Source organism: Actinomadura fibrosa (assembly GCF_900659615.1).
Lineage (GTDB): Bacteria > Actinomycetota > Actinomycetes > Streptosporangiales > Streptosporangiaceae > Spirillospora > Spirillospora fibrosa.
Window position 1 is genome coordinate 1 of the sequence record NZ_CAACUY010000034.1, and the last position, 17,139, is coordinate 17,139.

Here is a 17,139-nt window from a genome sequence, read left to right on the forward strand (position 1 = left end):
GAACGCGCCGTAGCGCAGCACGATCCCCTCGATCCACCCCGCACCCAGCACCGCCTTCTCCAGATGCCCGACCGCGGCGATCATCGCCGCCATCGGCGCGACCGGCGCGGGGTCCAGGGGGTCCTCCTCGCTCTTGACCGGCCCACCGGTGCGGCCGTAGGTGAACGCGCCGTTGCTCTGCGCGACGAACCGCCGCACCCCGTGGGTCCGCGCGGCCGCCAGCAGGTTGTCGGTGCCCTCGATCCGCAACCGGTCGGTCGCGGCGAAGCTGCGCGCGAAATGCCGGGTGTCGATGTGCCCGATCGCGGTCAGCTGGTTGACGATCACCTCGGGAGCCGCCTCACGCACCGCCGCCTCGACCTGAGCCCGATCCAGCGCATCGGCGATCACCGGCACCGCACCCCACTGCGCCGCCCGGGCCTTGCCGGCATCGCTGCGCACCATCGCGAACACCTCATGCCCGGCCTCCACCAGACGCGGCAGCAGCTCCTTGCCCATCGCCCCGGTCGCCCCTGCCACCAGAACCCGCATCGTCGGCTCCCTTCCTCTCCGGTTCGATCTCGCCACTTGAACCGAAGAGCCCGCCGATTGCTGACAGAACCCGGACGTGATCCACCTCACACCACCAGCAGCGGCTCCCCGTGGTCGGCCGCGGCCCCCTGCCCCCAGTCGCGCGTTCGAGCGTCCCGGCCACTCGGCGACGGAGATCGGCGCGGACGGGTGCAGGGTTGTAGTAGCTAGTTGTTTCAGTCATAGTTGAAACTACTAGCCAGCCCACTACGAAGTGAGCCGTGGAACACGTGACCCCCAACAGCCTCGACACCCGCTGCGCCGGTGATCTCTACCTGCCCGAGGCGGGCAACGCGATCCTCGGGCACAGCGTGCGGAGGCCTCGCGTGTGGAACGCATGGCGGTGCATGGAACGCCTCCGGGGCCGTGCTGGTGTCCATGCGCTGCGCGACCATCCGCAGCAGGACTGGCAGCACCGCGAAGGCGAGCAGAGCGCTCGCGTGCCGCACCTGACACCGGAGGGAGACAGCACGTCCGGCTTCCGGGCATCACCACGACACCCACCCGTGACCCGGTGGCCGCCATGACACAGTGAACCGGCACGCGATCAGCAACGGAGGGTGCGACGATGAGCACTGAGGAGCAGCAGGACCGGCTGGTCCGCTGGGTGGAGCGGGTGGCCGCCTTCTGCGTCGAGGAGTGGGGCCTGCCGCCCATCACCGGACGCATCCTCGGCTGGCTCATGATCTGCGATCCGGCCGAGCAGTCCGCCGGGCAGATCGCGGAGGTCATCCAGGCCAGCCGGGCCTCGCTCACCTCGAACATGCGGTTCCTGACCGCCATCGGCCTGGTCAAGAAGGTGCGAAGGCCCGGCGATCGCGTCTCCTACTACCGCATCGAGGACGACGCCTGGCAGAAGGTCATCCAGCGCAAGCTCGAAGGCCTGAGCGCGTTCGGCGAGATCGCCGACGAAGGACTCACGATCGCGGGCGGCGAGAGGCACCGCACCGAGCGCATCAAGGCCGCCCAAGACTCCCTGACATGGCTGCAGAACCTCGCGGCCCGTCATCCGCTACGCCGTTAAGGAATCCCCATGCCCCGCTGGCAACCCAAGCTCGGACTGATCCAGGAGACGCTGCTGCTCACGCTCCACGCCAGAGCCCTGGACGCCGGGCTGCCCAGCCCGATCCTCGGCGACACGCTCTCCGCCGACCTGGCCGGCAAGATCGATTACGACTTCGGCAAGCTGAAGGTCAAGCCCAGTCTCGTCCTCACCACCGCGCTGCGCGCCAAGAGGCTCGACGATGTCGTCCGCGCCTACACCGCCGCTCACCCCGGATGCGTGGTGCTCGACCTGGGCTGCGGCCTGGACACCAGGATGTACCGCTGTGATCCGCCGCCCGGCGTCGACTGGTACGACATCGACTTCCCCGAAGTGGTGGACCTGAGGGCCGAATGCCTGCCCGGCCGTTCCCACCTGGTCGGAGCCGACCTCACCAGCTCCGACTGGCTCGCGGCCATCCCCGGGGACCGGCCGGCGATGATCGTCGCCGAGGGGCTGCTCCCCTTCATGCCCGGAGACTCCTTCCAGGCGATGATCCGCGCCCTGACAGGGCATCTCCCTTCGGGCGAACTCGCGCTCAACGGCTACACCCGCTTCGCCGCCTGGGCCATGAAGTACCACCCGACCATCAAGGCGCTCGGCATCAAGGCCGCCCAAGGTTTCGACGACCCACGCGAACCGGAGTCCTGGGACGCCGGCCTCGAACTGATCGAGGAGCAGATCCTCACCCGCGCACCGGAAGTAGCCCGGTTCCCGCAGCCCCTGCGCGCGCTGACCCGTCTCACCGCCCGCAGCACGGCCTTGTCTCGGCAAGGGGCACGCATTCTCCGCTACCGGTTCTGAGTCCGGGCGGACGCCTCCCTAGGGAGAGGGCGGGAGGAGGCGGAATTTGGGTCCTGACCGAAAGGAGGACGGGCGCTAGTGTCAGGATCACATCCGGTCTTGACCGAAAGGGTCTCCTCGTGATCCAGCGTCGCCAGTTCCTCCAGACGGTTGCCGTCGCGGGCGGTATGCCCCTCCTGTCCCCCGGCCTCGCGAGCGCCACGGAACGTCCTCCGCGCGAGGCGGAGGGGACCGTCACCGAGCTCGGCCCGGCCAGCGTCACCACCCCGCTCGGCAACGGCGAGTTCGTGGACGGGGTCCTCTACGCGGGCACCCGGGGGCTGTCCCCCAACGTCGTCGGGGCCTACGACCTGGCCGAGGACGCCGTCACCGCCCACGTCGACATCCCGACCGGCATCGGCGTCTGGGCCATGTGCAAGGTCGGCACCGACGTCTACGTGGGGACGCACAGCCAGTCCGACCTCTACCGCCTCGACACCCTGACCGGCTCGGCGACCAAGGTCGGCGCGTACTCCTACCACTTCATCTGGAACCTCGCCGCGTCCCCCGACGGCAAGGTCTTCCTGGCCATCTCCGAGCCGGGCCGCGTGGTGGAGTACGACCCGGCGAGCGGCGCCAGCCGCGACCTCGGCGTCACGGTCGAGGGCGAGGCGTACGTGCGCAGCATCGCCGCCGACGAGACCACGATCTACGCGGGCGTCGGCGCGCACGCCCACCTCGTGACGATCGACCGCGCCACCGGCGCCAAGCGTGACATCCTCCCGGCCTCGCTCGTGGGACGCGACTTCGTGGCCAGCCTCGACGTCTCCGGGACGCACATCGCGGGCGGCATCTCGTCCAACGGCGAGGTCCTGGTGATGTCCAAGAGCGACCCCGCCGACCACCGCATCATCACCACGTCCGAGAAGTACGTCCCCTCCGTGCTCCTCCACGACGGCTACGTCTACTTCACCGGGCGCCCCTCCGGCGCGCTCTACCGGTGCGCGCTCGACGGCGGCGAGGTGGAGACGCTCGGCGTCGCGCAGCCGGAGGCCGCCACGCACCGGCTGCTCGCGCACGAAGGGAAGGTGTACGGGGTGCAGGACGGCGCCGTCTTCGTGTTCGACCCCGCCACCAAGGCGCTCGACTACGTCAACCTCGTCCAGCGCGGGTTCAGGGCGGCGCCGGAGCAGCCGATGTCGGTGCATTCCGACGGCAGGCGGGTCTATGTGGGCGGCAAGGGCGGCGCCGACATCCACGACCTCGCCACCGGGACCCGCACGCGGCTCGGCATCCCCGGGGAGCCGAAGACCGCGCTGACCGTGCGCGACCGCACCTACCTCGGCGTCTACACCCAGGGGCTGCTCTACTCGCACCGGCCGGGCGACGCCGAGGCGACGCTGCTGGCCAGGACGGGCAACCAGCAGGACCGGCCGCGCGACCTCGCGTACGACCCGGCGACGGGCCTGATCGCGATGACGACGCAGCCGGAGCCGGGGCATGTCAACGGCGCGCTGTCGCTCTACTCGCCGCGCACCGGACGGTTCGAGACGCACCGGCCGGTGGTCGAGCGGCAGAGCCTCTACGCGGTGACGTGCCGGCGGGGCGTCGCCTACATCGGCACCAACGTCCAGGAGGGGCTCGGCCTGCCGCCCGTGACGACGACCGCGCGCCTCGCCGCGTACGACCTGCGGCGCCGCAGCCTGCTCTGGCAGGTGGAGCCGGTGCCGGGGGCGAAGGTCGTCCCCGGGATCGCGCACACCGAGCGGGCCGTCTACGGCGTCACCGACACCGGGGTGCTCTTCGAGTTCGACCTGCGTCGGCGGACGGTGACCCGCACGGTGCAGGTCGGCGCGCGCGGTTCCGACCTGCACATCGTGGGACGCAGCGCCTACACGACGGACGGCCAGGCCGTCTACAAGATCGACCTGGCCGCTCTCACCGTCAGGGTCATCGCCGGCGGGCTGGCGGGCGAGTGGTTCGGCGGCGAGCCCAAGCTCGCCCTCGACCCCTCGCGCCGCGCGCTCTACGGGGTGAAGGGCCGCGCGCTGGTGCGCATCGCGATCACGGGGTGACCGCGGCGGGGACCGTCAGCGCCGGGCACCGGGGATCGAGCCTGATCCGGGCCAGGTCGCGGCCGATCAGGGCCCAGGCGTTCCACGAACCGGGCTCGAAGGCCAGCTGCGGGTTGGTGTACCACTCGTCGCCGAGCCCGGTCGCGAGGAGCTTGGCCTCGGTGTGCAGCGCGTAGACGTTGCCGCCGCCGAAGTAGGTGGAGGCGAACACCCGGCCGCGGTGCACTTCGATCTCGCCGTACCCGGGCAGGGCGCCCTGGTGCGTGATCGTCCGGGTGGCGAGGTCCATCGCGAACCAGCTCGCGTTGCGCTTGTAGACCCCGTACAGCACGCCGTTGTGCACCTTGATGTCCTGGAACGTCCGGTAGCCCTGGACGGGGTCGACCTGCCAGAGGACCTTGCGGGTGGCGAGGTCGAACGCGGCGACCGACGCGGACGTCTTGGTGGGGGGCGTGCCCCCGCCGCCGAGCACGTCCCCGCCCAGGTAGACGACGCCGTTGGCGGAGTCGAGCGAGAGGCTCATCAGGCTCTGGTCGGGGATGACGTCGACGTACACCTGCTTGTCGCCGGTGTCGGGGTCGACCACCGACAGCGCGCCCTTGAGGTTGGCGCCGAGCGGCGCGGTCGCGACGAGCAGCTTGTCGGTGCGGGGGTCGTACTCCAGGTCCCACGGGCGCTGCTGCCCCTGGCCGAGGTAGCCGAGGCTCCGGATCCGGCCGGTGCCCGGGTCCAGCTCGATGATCTGCCCGCTCGGGTAGATCGCGGCGTACACCTTGTCGCCGCGCCGGACCATCGCCTTCGGCTCGCCCGGCACCCACAGCCGCCGCTGCGCTCCCGTGCTCAGGTCCCGTACGGTCACCGCGTAGTGCCCGCCGATGTAGAGCGCGCGGCGGCCGTGGTCGAGCAAGATCGACTGGGGCCGCTCCGAGCCGGTCGTCAGGCCGGCCTCGATGAGGTCGGTGTAGGTGACGGCCTTCGTGGTGAGGTCCATCGTCCACATGCCGCCGCTGCCGGAGAACCCGGTGAGCCGGTCGCCGTCCGGTACCAGCCGGCGCGTCTCCTCCCCGAGCCGCGGCGTGCCGAGCTCGGTGGGCGCGCTGTCGCCGGTGCGGTAGCGGTAGACGGTGCCGTTGGGCCGGGACGCCAGGTAGGCCGTGCCGTCGGCCCCGAAGGCGATGGTGTCGAGGGTGACGCCGCCGAGGTCGACCGACCGCGGGTCGGTGCCGTCCTTGCGCACGTCGAGGAGGGTGGTGCCGCTCGCGGCGAGCACGCGGTCGCCGTGCTCGGCCACGGCGCCGATCCCGGCGGGGCCCTGCGCGAGTTGCCGGACGGCGCCGTCCGACCGCCGGATGGCCATCAGCTTCCCCTTGTCGAGCAGCCCGGCGTAGACGTTGTCGGCGTCCGCCGCGACGGCCCGGACGTAGCGTTCACCGGCGGCGAGCACGCCGAAGTCGCGCACGGCCCCGGTCGAGGGCACGTACTCCCAGACCCTGCCGTCGGGGTAGGTGCCCGCGTAGAGCGTGCCGTCGGGCGCGGTGGCGAGGCTCCAGACGAACCCGCCGTTGCGGCCGAACGAGCGCAGGTGCTGCACCTCGCCCGTCGCCGGGTCGAAGCTGTAGAGGTCGGGCACCGGGTAGGTGCCGATGTAGATCTTGCCGCCGGACACGGTGGTGGCCCAGGCCCCCTCGGCCTCGCCGGCGGCGGGCGCGTCGGGCAGCCGGACCTCGCGGACGACCTTGTTCGTGGCGAGGTCGATCTCGGCGAGCAGCGGCGGCTTGAGGCCCCGGGTGACGACGTACGCCTTGCCGTCGTGCACCGTCGCCCCGACGATCGCGCCGGTCAGGGACGCGGGGCCGAACGTCTGGTAGCCCGGCGCCGCGCAGGACGCCGGCGAGGCGGTCGCCGCGAGGGCCCCGGGGGCCGGTGGGATCGCGGTTGCGGCCAGGAGGGCAGAGACGATCACGGCCCGGGCCCGGCGGCGGGAACGGCTTGGGTGCATGCCGTACCTCCTCAGTAGACTTATGGCCTGGACCGTAATCAGCGACGGCCGTGCTAGTCAACGGTTCCCCGCTCTTGCTCCCGGCCAGGGACCGGCTTAGGGTCTTGACCGATATCGGCAAGAGAGGGGTCCGATGACGGCATTCTCGACGGAACGCTTGATCGGCGGGCTCACCGTCACGCTCGATCTCGACGTCCTCATCGGCGCCCATCCGGATCGGGACGGTCCGCCCGGGACCCCCGAGGCGGTCCTCGGCGCGCTCGCCGCGCACCGGATCACGGGCGCGGCGGTGGCGAGCCTGCGCGCCGCGCTGTTCGACATGGCCTCGGGCAACGACGAGGTCCTCGCCCTGGCGGCCGAGCGTCCCGAGGTGGTACCGGTCGGCGCCGTCGACCTGCGCGACCCGATCGGCGCCGCGGCGGAGATCGACCGGCTGGCCGCCCTGTCGGTGCGGGCGGTGCGGCTGTTCCCGGACGAGCAGCACGTCGAGGCCGACTTCCCGTCCGTGCGGCACGTCGCCAAGCGCGCCGCCGGGCACGGGCTCGTCGTCCTCACGGGCGGTGACGTGCGGCGCTTCTGGCGGCCGTTCGGAGGGCTCGGGGCCACCGTCGTCTTCCTCGACACGCACTTCTACCACCTGGGCGACTTCCTGGTGGCGGCGGCCGACGAGCCCGGTTTCCACACCTCGACCCGCCTCCTCAACTCCCCCGACGCGCTGGAGACCGCGGCCGCGCACCTGGGCCCCGACCGGCTGGTGTTCGGCTCGCGCACGCCGCACACCGAGACGGTCGTGCCGCTGCTGCGCCTGGCCACCGGCGGGCTCGACCCCGCCGGCGTCGCCGCCGTCGCGGGAGGCACCGCCCGCCGCCTCCTCGGGCTCGATCCCGGAGCCGCCTCATGATCATCGACGTGCACGCCCACTGGGGCCCGTGGTTCTTCACCATGGACGTGACCCGCCTGAGCCTGCGGACCATGGACCGCTACGGGATCGACCTCGCGATCGTGTCGGCGACCGAGGCCGTCATCTACGACGCGCCGCACGGCAACCGCGCGCTGGCGGAGGTGCTGGAGACGACCGACCGGCTCTACGGGTACGTGACGGTCAACCCCCGGCGGCTCGCCGACGCCGAGCGGGACCTCGCCGCCTACCTGCCCACCGGACGGTTCGTCGGCGCCAAGATCCACACCGACTACACCGGGTCCCCGGTGTCCTCGCCGCAGATGCGCGACGCCCTCGCCCTGCTCGCCTCGCACGGCTGCCCGGCGCTCGTCCACACGTGGGGGACGTCGGTGCTCGATCTCGCCGCGCTCTGCGAGCAGACCCCCGGCCTGAAGGTCATCGCCGGCCACATGGGCGCGGACGGGTACCGGCACGCGATCGAGGCGGCGAACGGCTGCGACCGGGTCTACCTCGAACCGTGCTGGTCGCAGGCCCCGGCCGGACGGTTCGCCGAGGTGGCCGCGGCCGTCGCGCCCCGGCAGCTGCTCTTCGGCACCGATGCGACGCTCATCGACCCGGCTTCGGCGTTCGGCGCCGTCGCGGCCGCCGGCCTCTCGGACGAGATCGCCGAACAGGTCGCCTGGCGCAACGCCGCCGAACTGTTCGGCCTGCCCTCGCCCCGATCCCGGAACACGGACGGCGTCCAGGGTGAACCGGAACCTCTCCCCCCACGCCTGCCCTAAAGCTCCGCCGCAACTCCAGGCCGACGGGCCCCTCCGCCTCCGCCGCAACTCCAGGCCAGCGGGGTCATCCGGCCCCGCCGCGGCTCCGGGTCGGCGGGCTTCTCCGGCCCCGCCGCGGGCTACGGTCGGCGCGCCGGACCCGCGTCGGCATGCCGGACCCCGCGTCGGCGCGCCGGGCCTGCGTCGGCGTGCCGGGCTGCGTCGGCGTGCCGGACCCCTGCGTCGGCATGCCGGGGCCTGCGTCGGCATGCCGGACCCGTGTTGGCGTGTTGGGGCTGTGGGTGGCTCGGTTGTCATCGGGCCTGACCGAAAGCCGTGGGGTGCTCCCAACATGCCCTTTCACGGCCCCGATCCCGCGCCGGACGACTCGATTCGCGGCCGGTGGGCGGTGCCGCCGGCACGGGAGGCGACATCGACGCGGTTCACGCGGTGGCCGACACGTGTCCGGACGACAGCGGGATCGGATGTTCCGTCCCCGGTCAGGCCGCGATCGGCAGCACCGGTGGTCCGCCGGTACCGGCCGGGCACGGTGCGCGGCGGTGACCAACGGGCTCCGCCGGCGGGGCGGAGATGATCCACATCACGCCCAGGCATTGACACCCGAAATCCGCCGCGGCTACTTTCGGCCTAGACCGTTATTGTTCCTCGTTCCGCCCCCTGCCCCCACGCGTCTCCTCGAACTAAGGGGTCCCGTTCCGATGAAGATCAGTCGCAGCCGGCTCACGGCGTCGATCACCCTGCTCACGCTGGCCACCGGGCTCACCGCCGCCTGCGGCGGCGGCTCCGAGGGCTCCGGCGCGTCGCTGACCCTCTGGATGTATCCGGTCATCACCGACGTCCAGGCGAACAACGCCTACTGGAAGAAGATCGAGACGGACTTCGAGGCCGCCCACTCCGGCACCGACCTCAAGATCGAGCTCCAGCCGTGGGACGGGCGCGACACCAAGGTCGCCACCGCGCTGTCCGGCGGCAAGGGCCCCGACGTCGTCCTGCTCAACCCCGACCAGGTCCCCCAGTACGTCGCCAACGGCACGCTCAAGCCGGTCGACGGCACGGTGGCCGCCACGAAGAGCGCCTTCCTGCCCAACGCGCTCAGCGCCCTGAGCGTGGACGGCAAGCTCTACGCCGTCCCCATCTACCACACCGTGACCAGCATGATCTTCAACAAGAAGCTGCTGGCCAAGGCGGGCATCAGCACGCCGCCGCAGACCTGGGACGAGGTCAGGGCCGCCGCGCCCAAGCTCAAGGCCAAGGGCTACGCCACCCTCGACTACTCGGCGTCCTCCGAGGCCTCGCTCAACATGAACTTCTACCCGCTGCTGTGGCAGGCGGGCGGCAGCGTCTTCACCCCGGACGGCAAGAAGGCGGCCTTCGACAGCCCCGAGGGGCTGGAGGCGCTCACGTTCCTCACCGGCCTCTACAAGGAGGGCGCGGTGCCGAAGAGCGCGCTGACCAACAAGAACGTGGTCGCCGACCAGGCGCTCGGCAAGCAGCAGGTCGCCGCCGGGCTGATGAACGTGCCGGCGGACGCCGAGATCGCCGCGAAGACCTGGGGCGAGGAGAACGTCATCGTCGGCCTGCCGCTGGAGGGCCGCAAGCGCGTCGGCTTCGGCATCCCCGGCGGCCTGGCCGTCAACGCCAGGTCCAAGCACACCGCGGCGGCCGAGAAGTTCCTCAAATTCATGATCGACCCCAAGCAGATCACCAGCCTCGGCACCGCGTCCGGCTTCCTGTCGCCGCGCACCGACGTGAAGGTCCCGCCGCCCAACCCGCGCGCCGCCAAGTTCGCCGAGGCCCTGCGATACACCTACCCCGGGGACGCCAACCCGGCGGCACGGCAGGTCATGGCGCTGCTGCGCACCGAGATCCAGGCGGCGCTCACCGGCAAGAAGACGCCGAAGCAGGCATTGGAGGACGCCGCGAAGCAGGCGGACGACCTGCTGTCGAGGCAGCGGTAGCCGACCGACGATGAACGCGAACGAACGGCCAGGTCCGGGCGGCGGCGTCCGCCCGGGCCACGGACTCGTGGAGGCGTCTGTGCCCATGTCCAGCGCGGCCGCCGTGGCCCCTCCCCCCGGCGGCGACGCCGAGAAGGGCCCGGCAGCCGGCGGCCCGCCCCAACCCGGCGGGGGCGGGGGCAGTGGCGGGCGGGCCCGCCGGCGCCGCCAGGCCCGGGCCGGGCTCCTCTTCGCGGCCCCGATGCTCCTGCTGTTCGCGGTGTTCCGGTTCGGGCCGGTGCTCGGGGCGGTCTTCCTGTCGCTGACCGACTACCGCCTGAACGGCGAGTGGACGTTCGTCGGGGCCGAGAACTACACCCGGCTCGGCGGCGACGAGCTGTTCCGCGACAGCCTCACGGTCACGCTGCTGTACGTGGTGATCTTCGTGCCGCTGACCGTGCTGCTGTCGCTCGCCACCGCGGCGATGCTGCACCAGGTGGTCTGGCGGCGCGGCCTGTTCCGGGGGATCTTCTTCCTGCCGTACGTGACCAGCATCGTCCTCGCCGCCGTGATCTGGAAGTGGATCTACGACGCCGAGGACGGGCTGCTCAACGGGCTCCTCGGGCTCGCCTCGCTCGGCCCGGTCGACTTCCTCGGCAGCGGCGGGCTGGTGCTCCCCTCGATCGCGCTCACCTCGGCGTGGAAGGGCTTCGGCTACTCGATGCTGATCCTGCTCGCCGGGCTCCAGGCGATCCCGCGCTCCTACACCGAGGCAGCCATGATCGACGGGGCCGGGCCGTGGCAGCGGTTCCGGCACATCACCCTTCCGCTGCTGCGGCCGGTGCTGTTCTTCGTGCTGGTGATCGAGACCATCAGCGCGTTCCAGGTCTTCGACGCGATGTACGTGATGACCGGCGGCGGACCCGTCCGCTCCAGCTACTCCCTCGTCTACATGCTCTACGACTCGGGCTTCAAGTTCTTCGACTTCGGCTACGCGAGCGCGATCGGGCTGGTGATCTTCGTCTTCGTGCTGGGCGTCTCCCTCGTCCAGCGCCGGTTCCTCGGCAAGGAGGACTGACCGCCATGGCGGCATCCCGCACTGCGGCCCGCGCCGGACGGCTCACGCTGCCGGTCCTGCTGGTGCTCACCGCGATCGTCACCATCGCCCCGTTCGCGGCCATGGTGCTCGTCGCGTTCGCCCCGGAGAGCGGGCAGACCTTCCCGGACGCGCTGCTGCCGGACCGGCTCACCCTGGCGAACTTCGAGCGCGTGCTGTCCGGCTCCGACGTCCTGCGCTGGACGTTCAACTCGCTGGTCTTCTCGTTCGTATCGGTCGTGCTGGTCCTCCTGTTCGCGGCCATGGCGGGCTACGCGTTCGCCAAGAAGCGCTTCCCGGGGCGCGACGCGGTCTTCTGGGCGCTGCTCGCGACGCTGATGGTGCCGTTCCAGGCCACGCTCATCCCGTCCTACATCCTGGTCTCGCGGCTGGGCGGCGTGGACACCTACTGGGGCATGATCGTGCCGACGCTCGCCAACGTGCAGGCGATCTTCCTGATGCGGCAGTTCATCGTCCAGCTCCCGGACGAGCTCTTCGAGGCCGCCGAGATGGACGGCGCCTCGGAGTGGCGGATCTTCACCACGATCGTCCTGCCGCTGGTGCGGCCGGCGCTCGCCACCCTGGGCGTCTTCGTCTTCCTCTGGCACTGGAACGACTTCCTGTGGCCGCTGGTCATCGGGCAGTCCGGCGAGATGCAGACGCTCACCGTCGGGCTGGCGACGCTGCAGAGCGAGGACGTGCCGATCAACCAGGTCATGGCGGGCGCGACCATCACGGTGGTGCCGAGCCTCCTGGTCTTCGGCCTGCTCCAGCGCTACCTCACCGACAGCATCGCGATGACGGGCCTCAAGGGCTGACCGGCCCGTGGTCATCGACATCGACCGGGTGCTCGGCCCGATCCCCGAGGACGACGTGGCGAGCGCGGACGAGCAGGGCCTGCTCGCCGAACTCGACCGGCTCCGCATCGACCTGGCCTGCGTCGTGCATTCCCACGCGCTGTTCCACGACCCGACGTCCGACCCGCCGCGGACGGTGTCCGACCGGCTCGTGAGGGTGCCGGTCCTGGTGCCGGGACCGCTCGGCACCGGCGCCGTCCCGGCGCGGCTGGTGCGGCTCTGCCCGGCCGAGCACCGCTTCGCGCTCACCGGCCCGCACGGACTGGCGCTGGCCGGCGACCTGTCCGACCAGGGCACGGCGGTGCTGCTGGGCTGGGGTTCGGCGACATTCGAGGAGATCCACCACCTCGCGACGCGGTACCCCCGGCTGCGCCTCGTCCTCATCGACACCGGCTACCGGAGCCTGCGCGAGCTGGCCGACCTGATGGACGCCCACCCCGCGATCGGCGTCGACACCGCGACGCTGAACGGGCACCGGAGCGTCGAATGGCTGGCCCGCCGCTACGGCGCGCACCGCGTATGGTTCGGCACGGGCGCGCCGGTCGGCGACGACGCCGGGCCGCGCTTCCAGCTGGACCATCTCGACCTGCCCGGCGCCGACGTCGCGCTGATCGCCGGCGGCAACGCGCGTGCCCTGCTCGGGCCCGGCCGGGACGGCCGGTGAACGACCCGGACGCCTGGCGCGGCAGGGTCGTCGACGCCCACGGCCACCTCGGCGGCTGGTCCGGTTTCGCCATCGCCGACACCTCGGCCGAGAGCCTGGTCGCGCTGATGGACCGTTGCGGGGTGGCCGCGATGTGCGTGTCGCATCTGCTGGGCGTCGGTCCGGACGCCCGCGCGGGCAACGCCCTCCTGCTCGCGGAACTCGCTCGGTGGCCCGGCCGGTTCCTCGGTTACGCCGTCTACGATCCGCACGACCCGGAGGCCCCCGGCCGGGTGCGCGACCTCCTCGGCGAGCCCGGCATGATCGGGGTGAAGCTGCATCCGGACACGCATCGGCACCCGCTCGACGGCCCCGGCTACGAGCCCGCCTTCGCCGCCGCCGCCGCGACCGGCGCGATCGTGCTGTCGCACGGCGAGCACGGCTCGCCCTGGTCCGACCCGGCCCGCTTCGCGACCGTCGCCGGACGGCACCCGGCCGTCCCGCTGCTGATGGGCCACGCCGGGCTGTGGCCCTCCGGCTTCGCCGCAGCGGCGGACGTCGCGCAGCGGTGCCCGAACGTGGTGCTGGAGACCTGCGGCTCGCGGATGACCGCCCGGCATCTGGCGCGGCTGGTGGCGGACGTCGGCGCGGACCGCATGGTGTTCGGCTCGGACGCGCTCTTCCTCGACCTGCGCGTCGGCCTCGGACGCGTGGTGCTGGCACCGCTCGACCCGGCCGACCGGGACCGGCTCCTCTTCGGCACAATGACCAGGCTCCTGGAAGGAGCACGATGAGGCCGCCCCTCGACGGCGGCACCCCCGCCCGCACGGTGAACGGCACGGTCGGCCTCTTCCTGGCACTGCGCGCCCCGGCGTGGGCGGCCCCGGCGTGGGCGGCCCCGGCGTGGGCGGCCCCGGCGTGGGCGGCCCCAGCGTGGGCGGCCCCGGCGACGAGGTGATCGGGGCCGCCGAGGCCGAGCGCAGGCACGGGTTTCGGACTCAGCCGGAAATGACGTGACCGAAAGCCTCGATGGCGCGGAGGGCGTCCGCCTGCGGCATCCCGGGCGGCTGGACGCGGAGCACGACCCCGTCGGCGCCCATCGCCGCGTAGCGCTCCAGCCGCTCCGCGCACTGGCCCGGCGAGCCGATCACGCTCCGCGCGGCGATCTCGTCCCAGCCCTGCGCGTAGCGGCCCGCGTCCGCGGAGGTGCGCTTCCAGCCCGTGTAGGCCTCGTACAGGTCGCGGAGCGGAGCCTCCAGCGCCTCGCGCGCCTCCTGCGACGTCGGCGCGCAGTAGCCCTCGCGGCAGACGATGACCTCGGCGCCGAGCGTGCCGGGGCCCCGCTCGTACGCGCGGTACTCCTCGATCTTCCCGGGGAGGTCGGAGTCGAGCTCGTTGAACGAGGTCGTCCAGCCGTCGCACATGCGCGCCGTCCGCTCCAGCACGGCCGGGACCCGGCCGCCGTTCCAGAGCCTGGGGCGCGGCGCCTGAACGGCACGCGGGGCCAGGAACGCCTCCTCGACCTGCGTGAACCTCCCCTTGAACGTGACCTCGTCCTCTGTCCACAGCCGGGTGAGGAGCCCCAGGCACTCCTCGAACCGGGCGACCCGCTCGCGCTGCGGGACGCCGAAGAGGGCGAACTCCTCGGGCCGGTAGCCGAGCACGAACCCGGCCGTCAGCCGGCCGCCCGACAGCACGTCGATGTGCGCGAGCGTCTGGGCCAGCACGACCGGGTGGTAGAACGGCGCGACGATCCCGGCGGTGGCCAGCCCGATGCGCTCGGTGCGCGCCGCGATCCAGGTCAGCGAGGTGAGGATCTCGTGGTAGCCGGGCCGGTGCAGGTGGCGCTCGCCCAGCACGACCCACGCGAAGCCGGCCTGTTCGGCGAGCCGCGCCTGCTCGACGGCGTCGTCCAGGGACGGGCGGTCCGCCGCGTCGCCGTACAGGTTCAGATACAGGCCGAGGCGCATGGGGCCGTCCTCCAGTCGTCGGTGGCATTGACATCAGCCGAGCACGCTACTTACGGTCTAGACCGTAAATCATTTGCCCTCTCATTGCGACCCCAGCAGAGGAGTCAGCCTTGAGCGTCGCCCTCCCCCGGCCCGGCGAGCGCCCGCCCGCGACCGGGGGCCCGATCGCCACGATCCGCACGTGCGTCGTCCGGGCCCCCTACCGCCGCCCGTTCCAGATCAGCAGCGGCGTCAGCACGGAGCTGATCAGCCTGGTCGCGGAGGTGGAGACGGCGGACGGAGCGATCGGCGTCGGCGAGACCTCGCCGATGACCGCCTACACGGGCGAGACCCTCGCCGGCGTCACCGCGGCCGTCGAGGAGCACCTCGGCCCCGCCCTGATCGGCCTCGACCCCCTCGACCGGGCCGGCGCGCACGTCGCGATGGACGTCGCGCTGCGCGGCCAGCACGTCGCCAAGGCCGCCCTCGACATCGCGCTGCACGACCTGGCCGGGCGGCTCGCCGGATGGCCGGTCACCGCGCTGCTCGGCGGCCGGGTGCGCGACCGCGTCCCGATCGCCTGGGTGGTCGGGCTCGGCACACCGGACGAGATGGCGGCGGAGGCCGCGGACTACGCCGGGCGCGGATTCCGGCACATCAAGGTCAAGGGCGGTCACGACCCCGAGCGCGACCTCGACCTCGTGCGCGCCGTCCGGACCGTCCTGCCCGCCGACGCCGAGCTGTGCCTGGACGCCAACGAGGGCTACGACCTCTCGGCGCTGCCCGTGCTGGCCAGGATGGCCGACGCCGGGCTCTCCCTGCTGGAGCAGCCGCTGCCGCACTGGGACCTCGACGGGCTCGCCCGGCTCCGCGAGCGCCTGGACGTCCCGGTGATGGCGGACGAGAGCATGCGGTCGCCGCAGGACGCGCTGGAGATCGTCCGGCGCGGCGCGGCCGACGTGCTCAACATCAAGATCCTCAAGGTGGGCGGGCTGCACCCCGCGCTGCGGATCGCGGCCATCGCGGAGGCGGCCGGGCTGGCGGTCAAGGTCGGCTCCATGCCGGAGCTGGGCGTGGCGACGCTGGCCGCGCTGCACCTGGCCGCCGCGCTGCCGGGCGCGACCGTGCCCGCGGACCTGGTGGGGCCGCTGCTGGTGCGGGACGAACCGCTCGCGCCCTCGGCGTTCGCCGCCGCCGACGGATGGGTGGACGTCCCGACCGCCCCCGGCCTCGGCCACGACCTGTGACCCGGAACGGAGACCCGACGATGCACCCACTGGTCGACCGGCTGCGCGGCACCCTCCTGCCCGCCGTGGTGACCCCGATGGACCGGCGGGGCGTCGTGGACTACGACGCCCTCGCGGCGTACGCCGACCGGATCGCCGCCGGGCCGATCGGCGGCGTGGCCGTGTGGGCCCACACCGGGCGCGGGCTCCACCTCTCCGCCGGCGACCGCGACCGGGTGCTGACGACGTGGCGGCTGGCCACCGCGAAGCCGATCGTGGCGGGCGTCGGCGTTCCGCGCTCGGTCTCCGCCCCGACCCTGGCCGCGGCGTCGGACGCGACGGTGGCGATGGCGGTGCGGGCGGCGGAGCTCGGTGCGGACGCCGTGATGGTCTACCCGCTGGCCGCGCTCCGCGAGGAGCCCGACGGGCACGACCGGACCGTGCAACTGCACCAGCGGGTGGCCGCCGAGAGCGGGCTGCCGCTCGTCGGGTTCTACCTGCACGCGGAGGCGGGCGGCTACCCGTACCCGCCCGCGTTGATCCGCGACCTCCTGGCGCTCCCCGCGATGCTCGGCGTGAAGACGGCGACGCTCGACAGCGCCATCGGATGCCAGGAGGCGATCTGGGCCGGCCGCGGCACCGGCAAGCTCTCCATCACCGGCGAGGACCGCATGTACGGCCCTTCGTTCATGTGGGGCGCCGACACCGCGCTCGTCGGCATCGCCGCGGCGCAGGCCGAGCTGAGCGCACGCGTGCTGCGCGCCTGGACGGCACGCGACCACGCGGCGTTCGTCGAGGCCTCCGACCGGCTCGACCGGTTCGCGGCGGCGACGTTCTACGCGCCGATCGAGGGATACGTGCAACGCATGCTGTGGGCGGCCGTCTGGGAGGGACTCGTCCCCGAGGCCGCGGCGCACGACCCGTACGGTCCCGCGCTGCCGCCCTCAGAACGCGACCGGGTAATCGCCTGCCTAGAGGACCTGCGCACCACCGCCGCGCACTGACCAGCCAGTTCCGCGGCGAAAACAACCGGCGGATCCGCGGCGAGCGACGGGGTGGGCGACGAACAGCAGCGACCGGCCGCGCGCGGCACCGCGAGCGGCGAGCAGGCGCGGCGACCGGCCGGGGGGCGCGGCGAACAGCGGGGGGTGCGGTGAGCGCCCTCCCGCCCGTCTCCCGCCGGGACGGCCGGGCAGCGGGGCGGCTGGGCAGCAGGACGACCAGGCGGTCGGGTGGCGGAGCGGTCGGGTGGCGGGGCGGCCGGGACGGCGCGGCGAGC

The 17,139-nt window shown here is 72.7% G+C and carries 17 protein-coding genes; 14 read left to right on the top strand and 3 right to left on the bottom strand.

Going from position 1 to position 17,139, the window contains the following annotated elements; translation table 11 throughout:
* A partial coding sequence (locus E1300_RS14785; RefSeq protein ID WP_131757570.1) for an NAD-dependent epimerase/dehydratase family protein occupies positions 1–531 on the bottom strand: 531 nt, incomplete at its 3' end.
* A gap of 260 nt (positions 532–791) precedes the next feature.
* On the opposite strand from E1300_RS14785, the gene E1300_RS14790 reads away from it, so the two are divergent.
* From E1300_RS14790 to E1300_RS14805, 4 genes are all read left to right on the top strand, one after another.
* Positions 792–1,097, top strand: a complete 306-nt coding sequence (locus E1300_RS14790; RefSeq protein ID WP_131757571.1) for a hypothetical protein — start codon at positions 792–794, stop codon at positions 1,095–1,097.
* Positions 1,098–1,138: 41 nt separating this feature from the next.
* Positions 1,139–1,594, top strand: coding sequence for a GbsR/MarR family transcriptional regulator (locus E1300_RS14795; RefSeq protein ID WP_131757572.1), 456 nt, complete (start codon positions 1,139–1,141; stop codon positions 1,592–1,594).
* 9 nt (positions 1,595–1,603) lie between these two features.
* Positions 1,604–2,416 carry a class I SAM-dependent methyltransferase gene (locus E1300_RS14800; protein ID WP_131757573.1) on the top strand — a complete coding sequence of 271 codons (813 nt, stop codon included), beginning with the start codon at positions 1,604–1,606 and terminating at the stop codon, positions 2,414–2,416.
* Positions 2,417–2,535: 119 nt separating this feature from the next.
* On the top strand, positions 2,536–4,470 hold the full coding sequence (locus tag E1300_RS14805; RefSeq protein ID WP_207399727.1) for a hypothetical protein: 1,935 nt from the start codon (positions 2,536–2,538) through the stop codon (positions 4,468–4,470).
* On the opposite strand, the gene E1300_RS14810 is transcribed toward E1300_RS14805, so the two are convergent.
* Positions 4,460–6,469 carry an outer membrane protein assembly factor BamB family protein gene (locus tag E1300_RS14810; RefSeq protein WP_131757574.1) on the bottom strand — a complete coding sequence of 670 codons (2,010 nt, stop codon included), beginning with the start codon at positions 6,467–6,469 and terminating at the stop codon, positions 4,460–4,462. The two genes, E1300_RS14805 and E1300_RS14810, sit on opposite strands and share 11 nt — an antisense overlap.
* 133 nt (positions 6,470–6,602) lie before the next feature.
* Between E1300_RS14810 and E1300_RS14815 the strand changes: the two genes are divergently transcribed.
* The 8 genes from E1300_RS14815 to E1300_RS50055 all read left to right on the top strand — a co-directional run bounded on the left by E1300_RS14815 (position 6,603) and on the right by E1300_RS50055 (position 13,643).
* Positions 6,603–7,370 (top strand): amidohydrolase family protein, encoded by a 768-nt coding sequence (locus E1300_RS14815; protein WP_131757575.1) that lies wholly within the window; start codon positions 6,603–6,605, stop codon positions 7,368–7,370.
* Positions 7,367–8,152, top strand: a complete 786-nt coding sequence (locus E1300_RS14820; protein WP_131757576.1) for an amidohydrolase family protein — start codon at positions 7,367–7,369, stop codon at positions 8,150–8,152. The genes E1300_RS14815 and E1300_RS14820 overlap by 4 nt, the downstream gene beginning before the upstream one ends.
* Before the next feature lie 698 nt (positions 8,153–8,850).
* The gene (locus tag E1300_RS14825) at positions 8,851–10,110 is read left to right on the top strand and encodes an ABC transporter substrate-binding protein (protein WP_131757577.1); all 1,260 of its coding nucleotides are present in this window, start codon (positions 8,851–8,853) and stop codon (positions 10,108–10,110) included.
* 85 nt (positions 10,111–10,195) lie between these two features.
* Positions 10,196–11,167, top strand: coding sequence for a carbohydrate ABC transporter permease (locus E1300_RS14830; RefSeq protein WP_131757614.1), 972 nt, complete (start codon positions 10,196–10,198; stop codon positions 11,165–11,167).
* Between the two features lie 5 nt (positions 11,168–11,172).
* On the top strand, positions 11,173–12,003 hold the full coding sequence (locus E1300_RS14835) for a carbohydrate ABC transporter permease (RefSeq protein WP_131757578.1): 831 nt from the start codon (positions 11,173–11,175) through the stop codon (positions 12,001–12,003).
* A gap of 7 nt (positions 12,004–12,010) precedes the next feature.
* The gene (locus tag E1300_RS14840; RefSeq protein WP_131757579.1) at positions 12,011–12,706 is read left to right on the top strand and encodes an amidohydrolase family protein; all 696 of its coding nucleotides are present in this window, start codon (positions 12,011–12,013) and stop codon (positions 12,704–12,706) included.
* The gene (locus E1300_RS14845) at positions 12,703–13,479 is read left to right on the top strand and encodes an amidohydrolase family protein (RefSeq protein ID WP_131757580.1); all 777 of its coding nucleotides are present in this window, start codon (positions 12,703–12,705) and stop codon (positions 13,477–13,479) included. The genes E1300_RS14840 and E1300_RS14845 overlap by 4 nt, the downstream gene beginning before the upstream one ends.
* Positions 13,476–13,643, top strand: coding sequence for a hypothetical protein (locus tag E1300_RS50055; RefSeq protein ID WP_165502840.1), 168 nt, complete (start codon positions 13,476–13,478; stop codon positions 13,641–13,643). Before E1300_RS14845 ends, E1300_RS50055 begins: the two co-directional genes overlap by 4 nt.
* Before the next feature lie 40 nt (positions 13,644–13,683).
* Here E1300_RS50055 and E1300_RS14855 read toward each other — a convergent pair whose 3' ends face one another.
* The gene (locus E1300_RS14855; protein ID WP_131757581.1) at positions 13,684–14,655 is read right to left on the bottom strand and encodes an LLM class flavin-dependent oxidoreductase; all 972 of its coding nucleotides are present in this window, start codon (positions 14,653–14,655) and stop codon (positions 13,684–13,686) included.
* 110 nt (positions 14,656–14,765) lie between these two features.
* On the opposite strand from E1300_RS14855, the gene E1300_RS14860 reads away from it, so the two are divergent.
* On the top strand, positions 14,766–15,881 hold the full coding sequence (locus E1300_RS14860) for a mandelate racemase/muconate lactonizing enzyme family protein (RefSeq protein WP_207399728.1): 1,116 nt from the start codon (positions 14,766–14,768) through the stop codon (positions 15,879–15,881).
* 20 nt (positions 15,882–15,901) lie between these two features.
* Complete coding sequence (locus E1300_RS14865) at positions 15,902–16,864, top strand: dihydrodipicolinate synthase family protein (RefSeq protein WP_131757582.1); 963 nt, start codon at positions 15,902–15,904, stop codon at positions 16,862–16,864.
* The last annotated feature ends 275 nt before the right edge of the window (positions 16,865–17,139 follow it).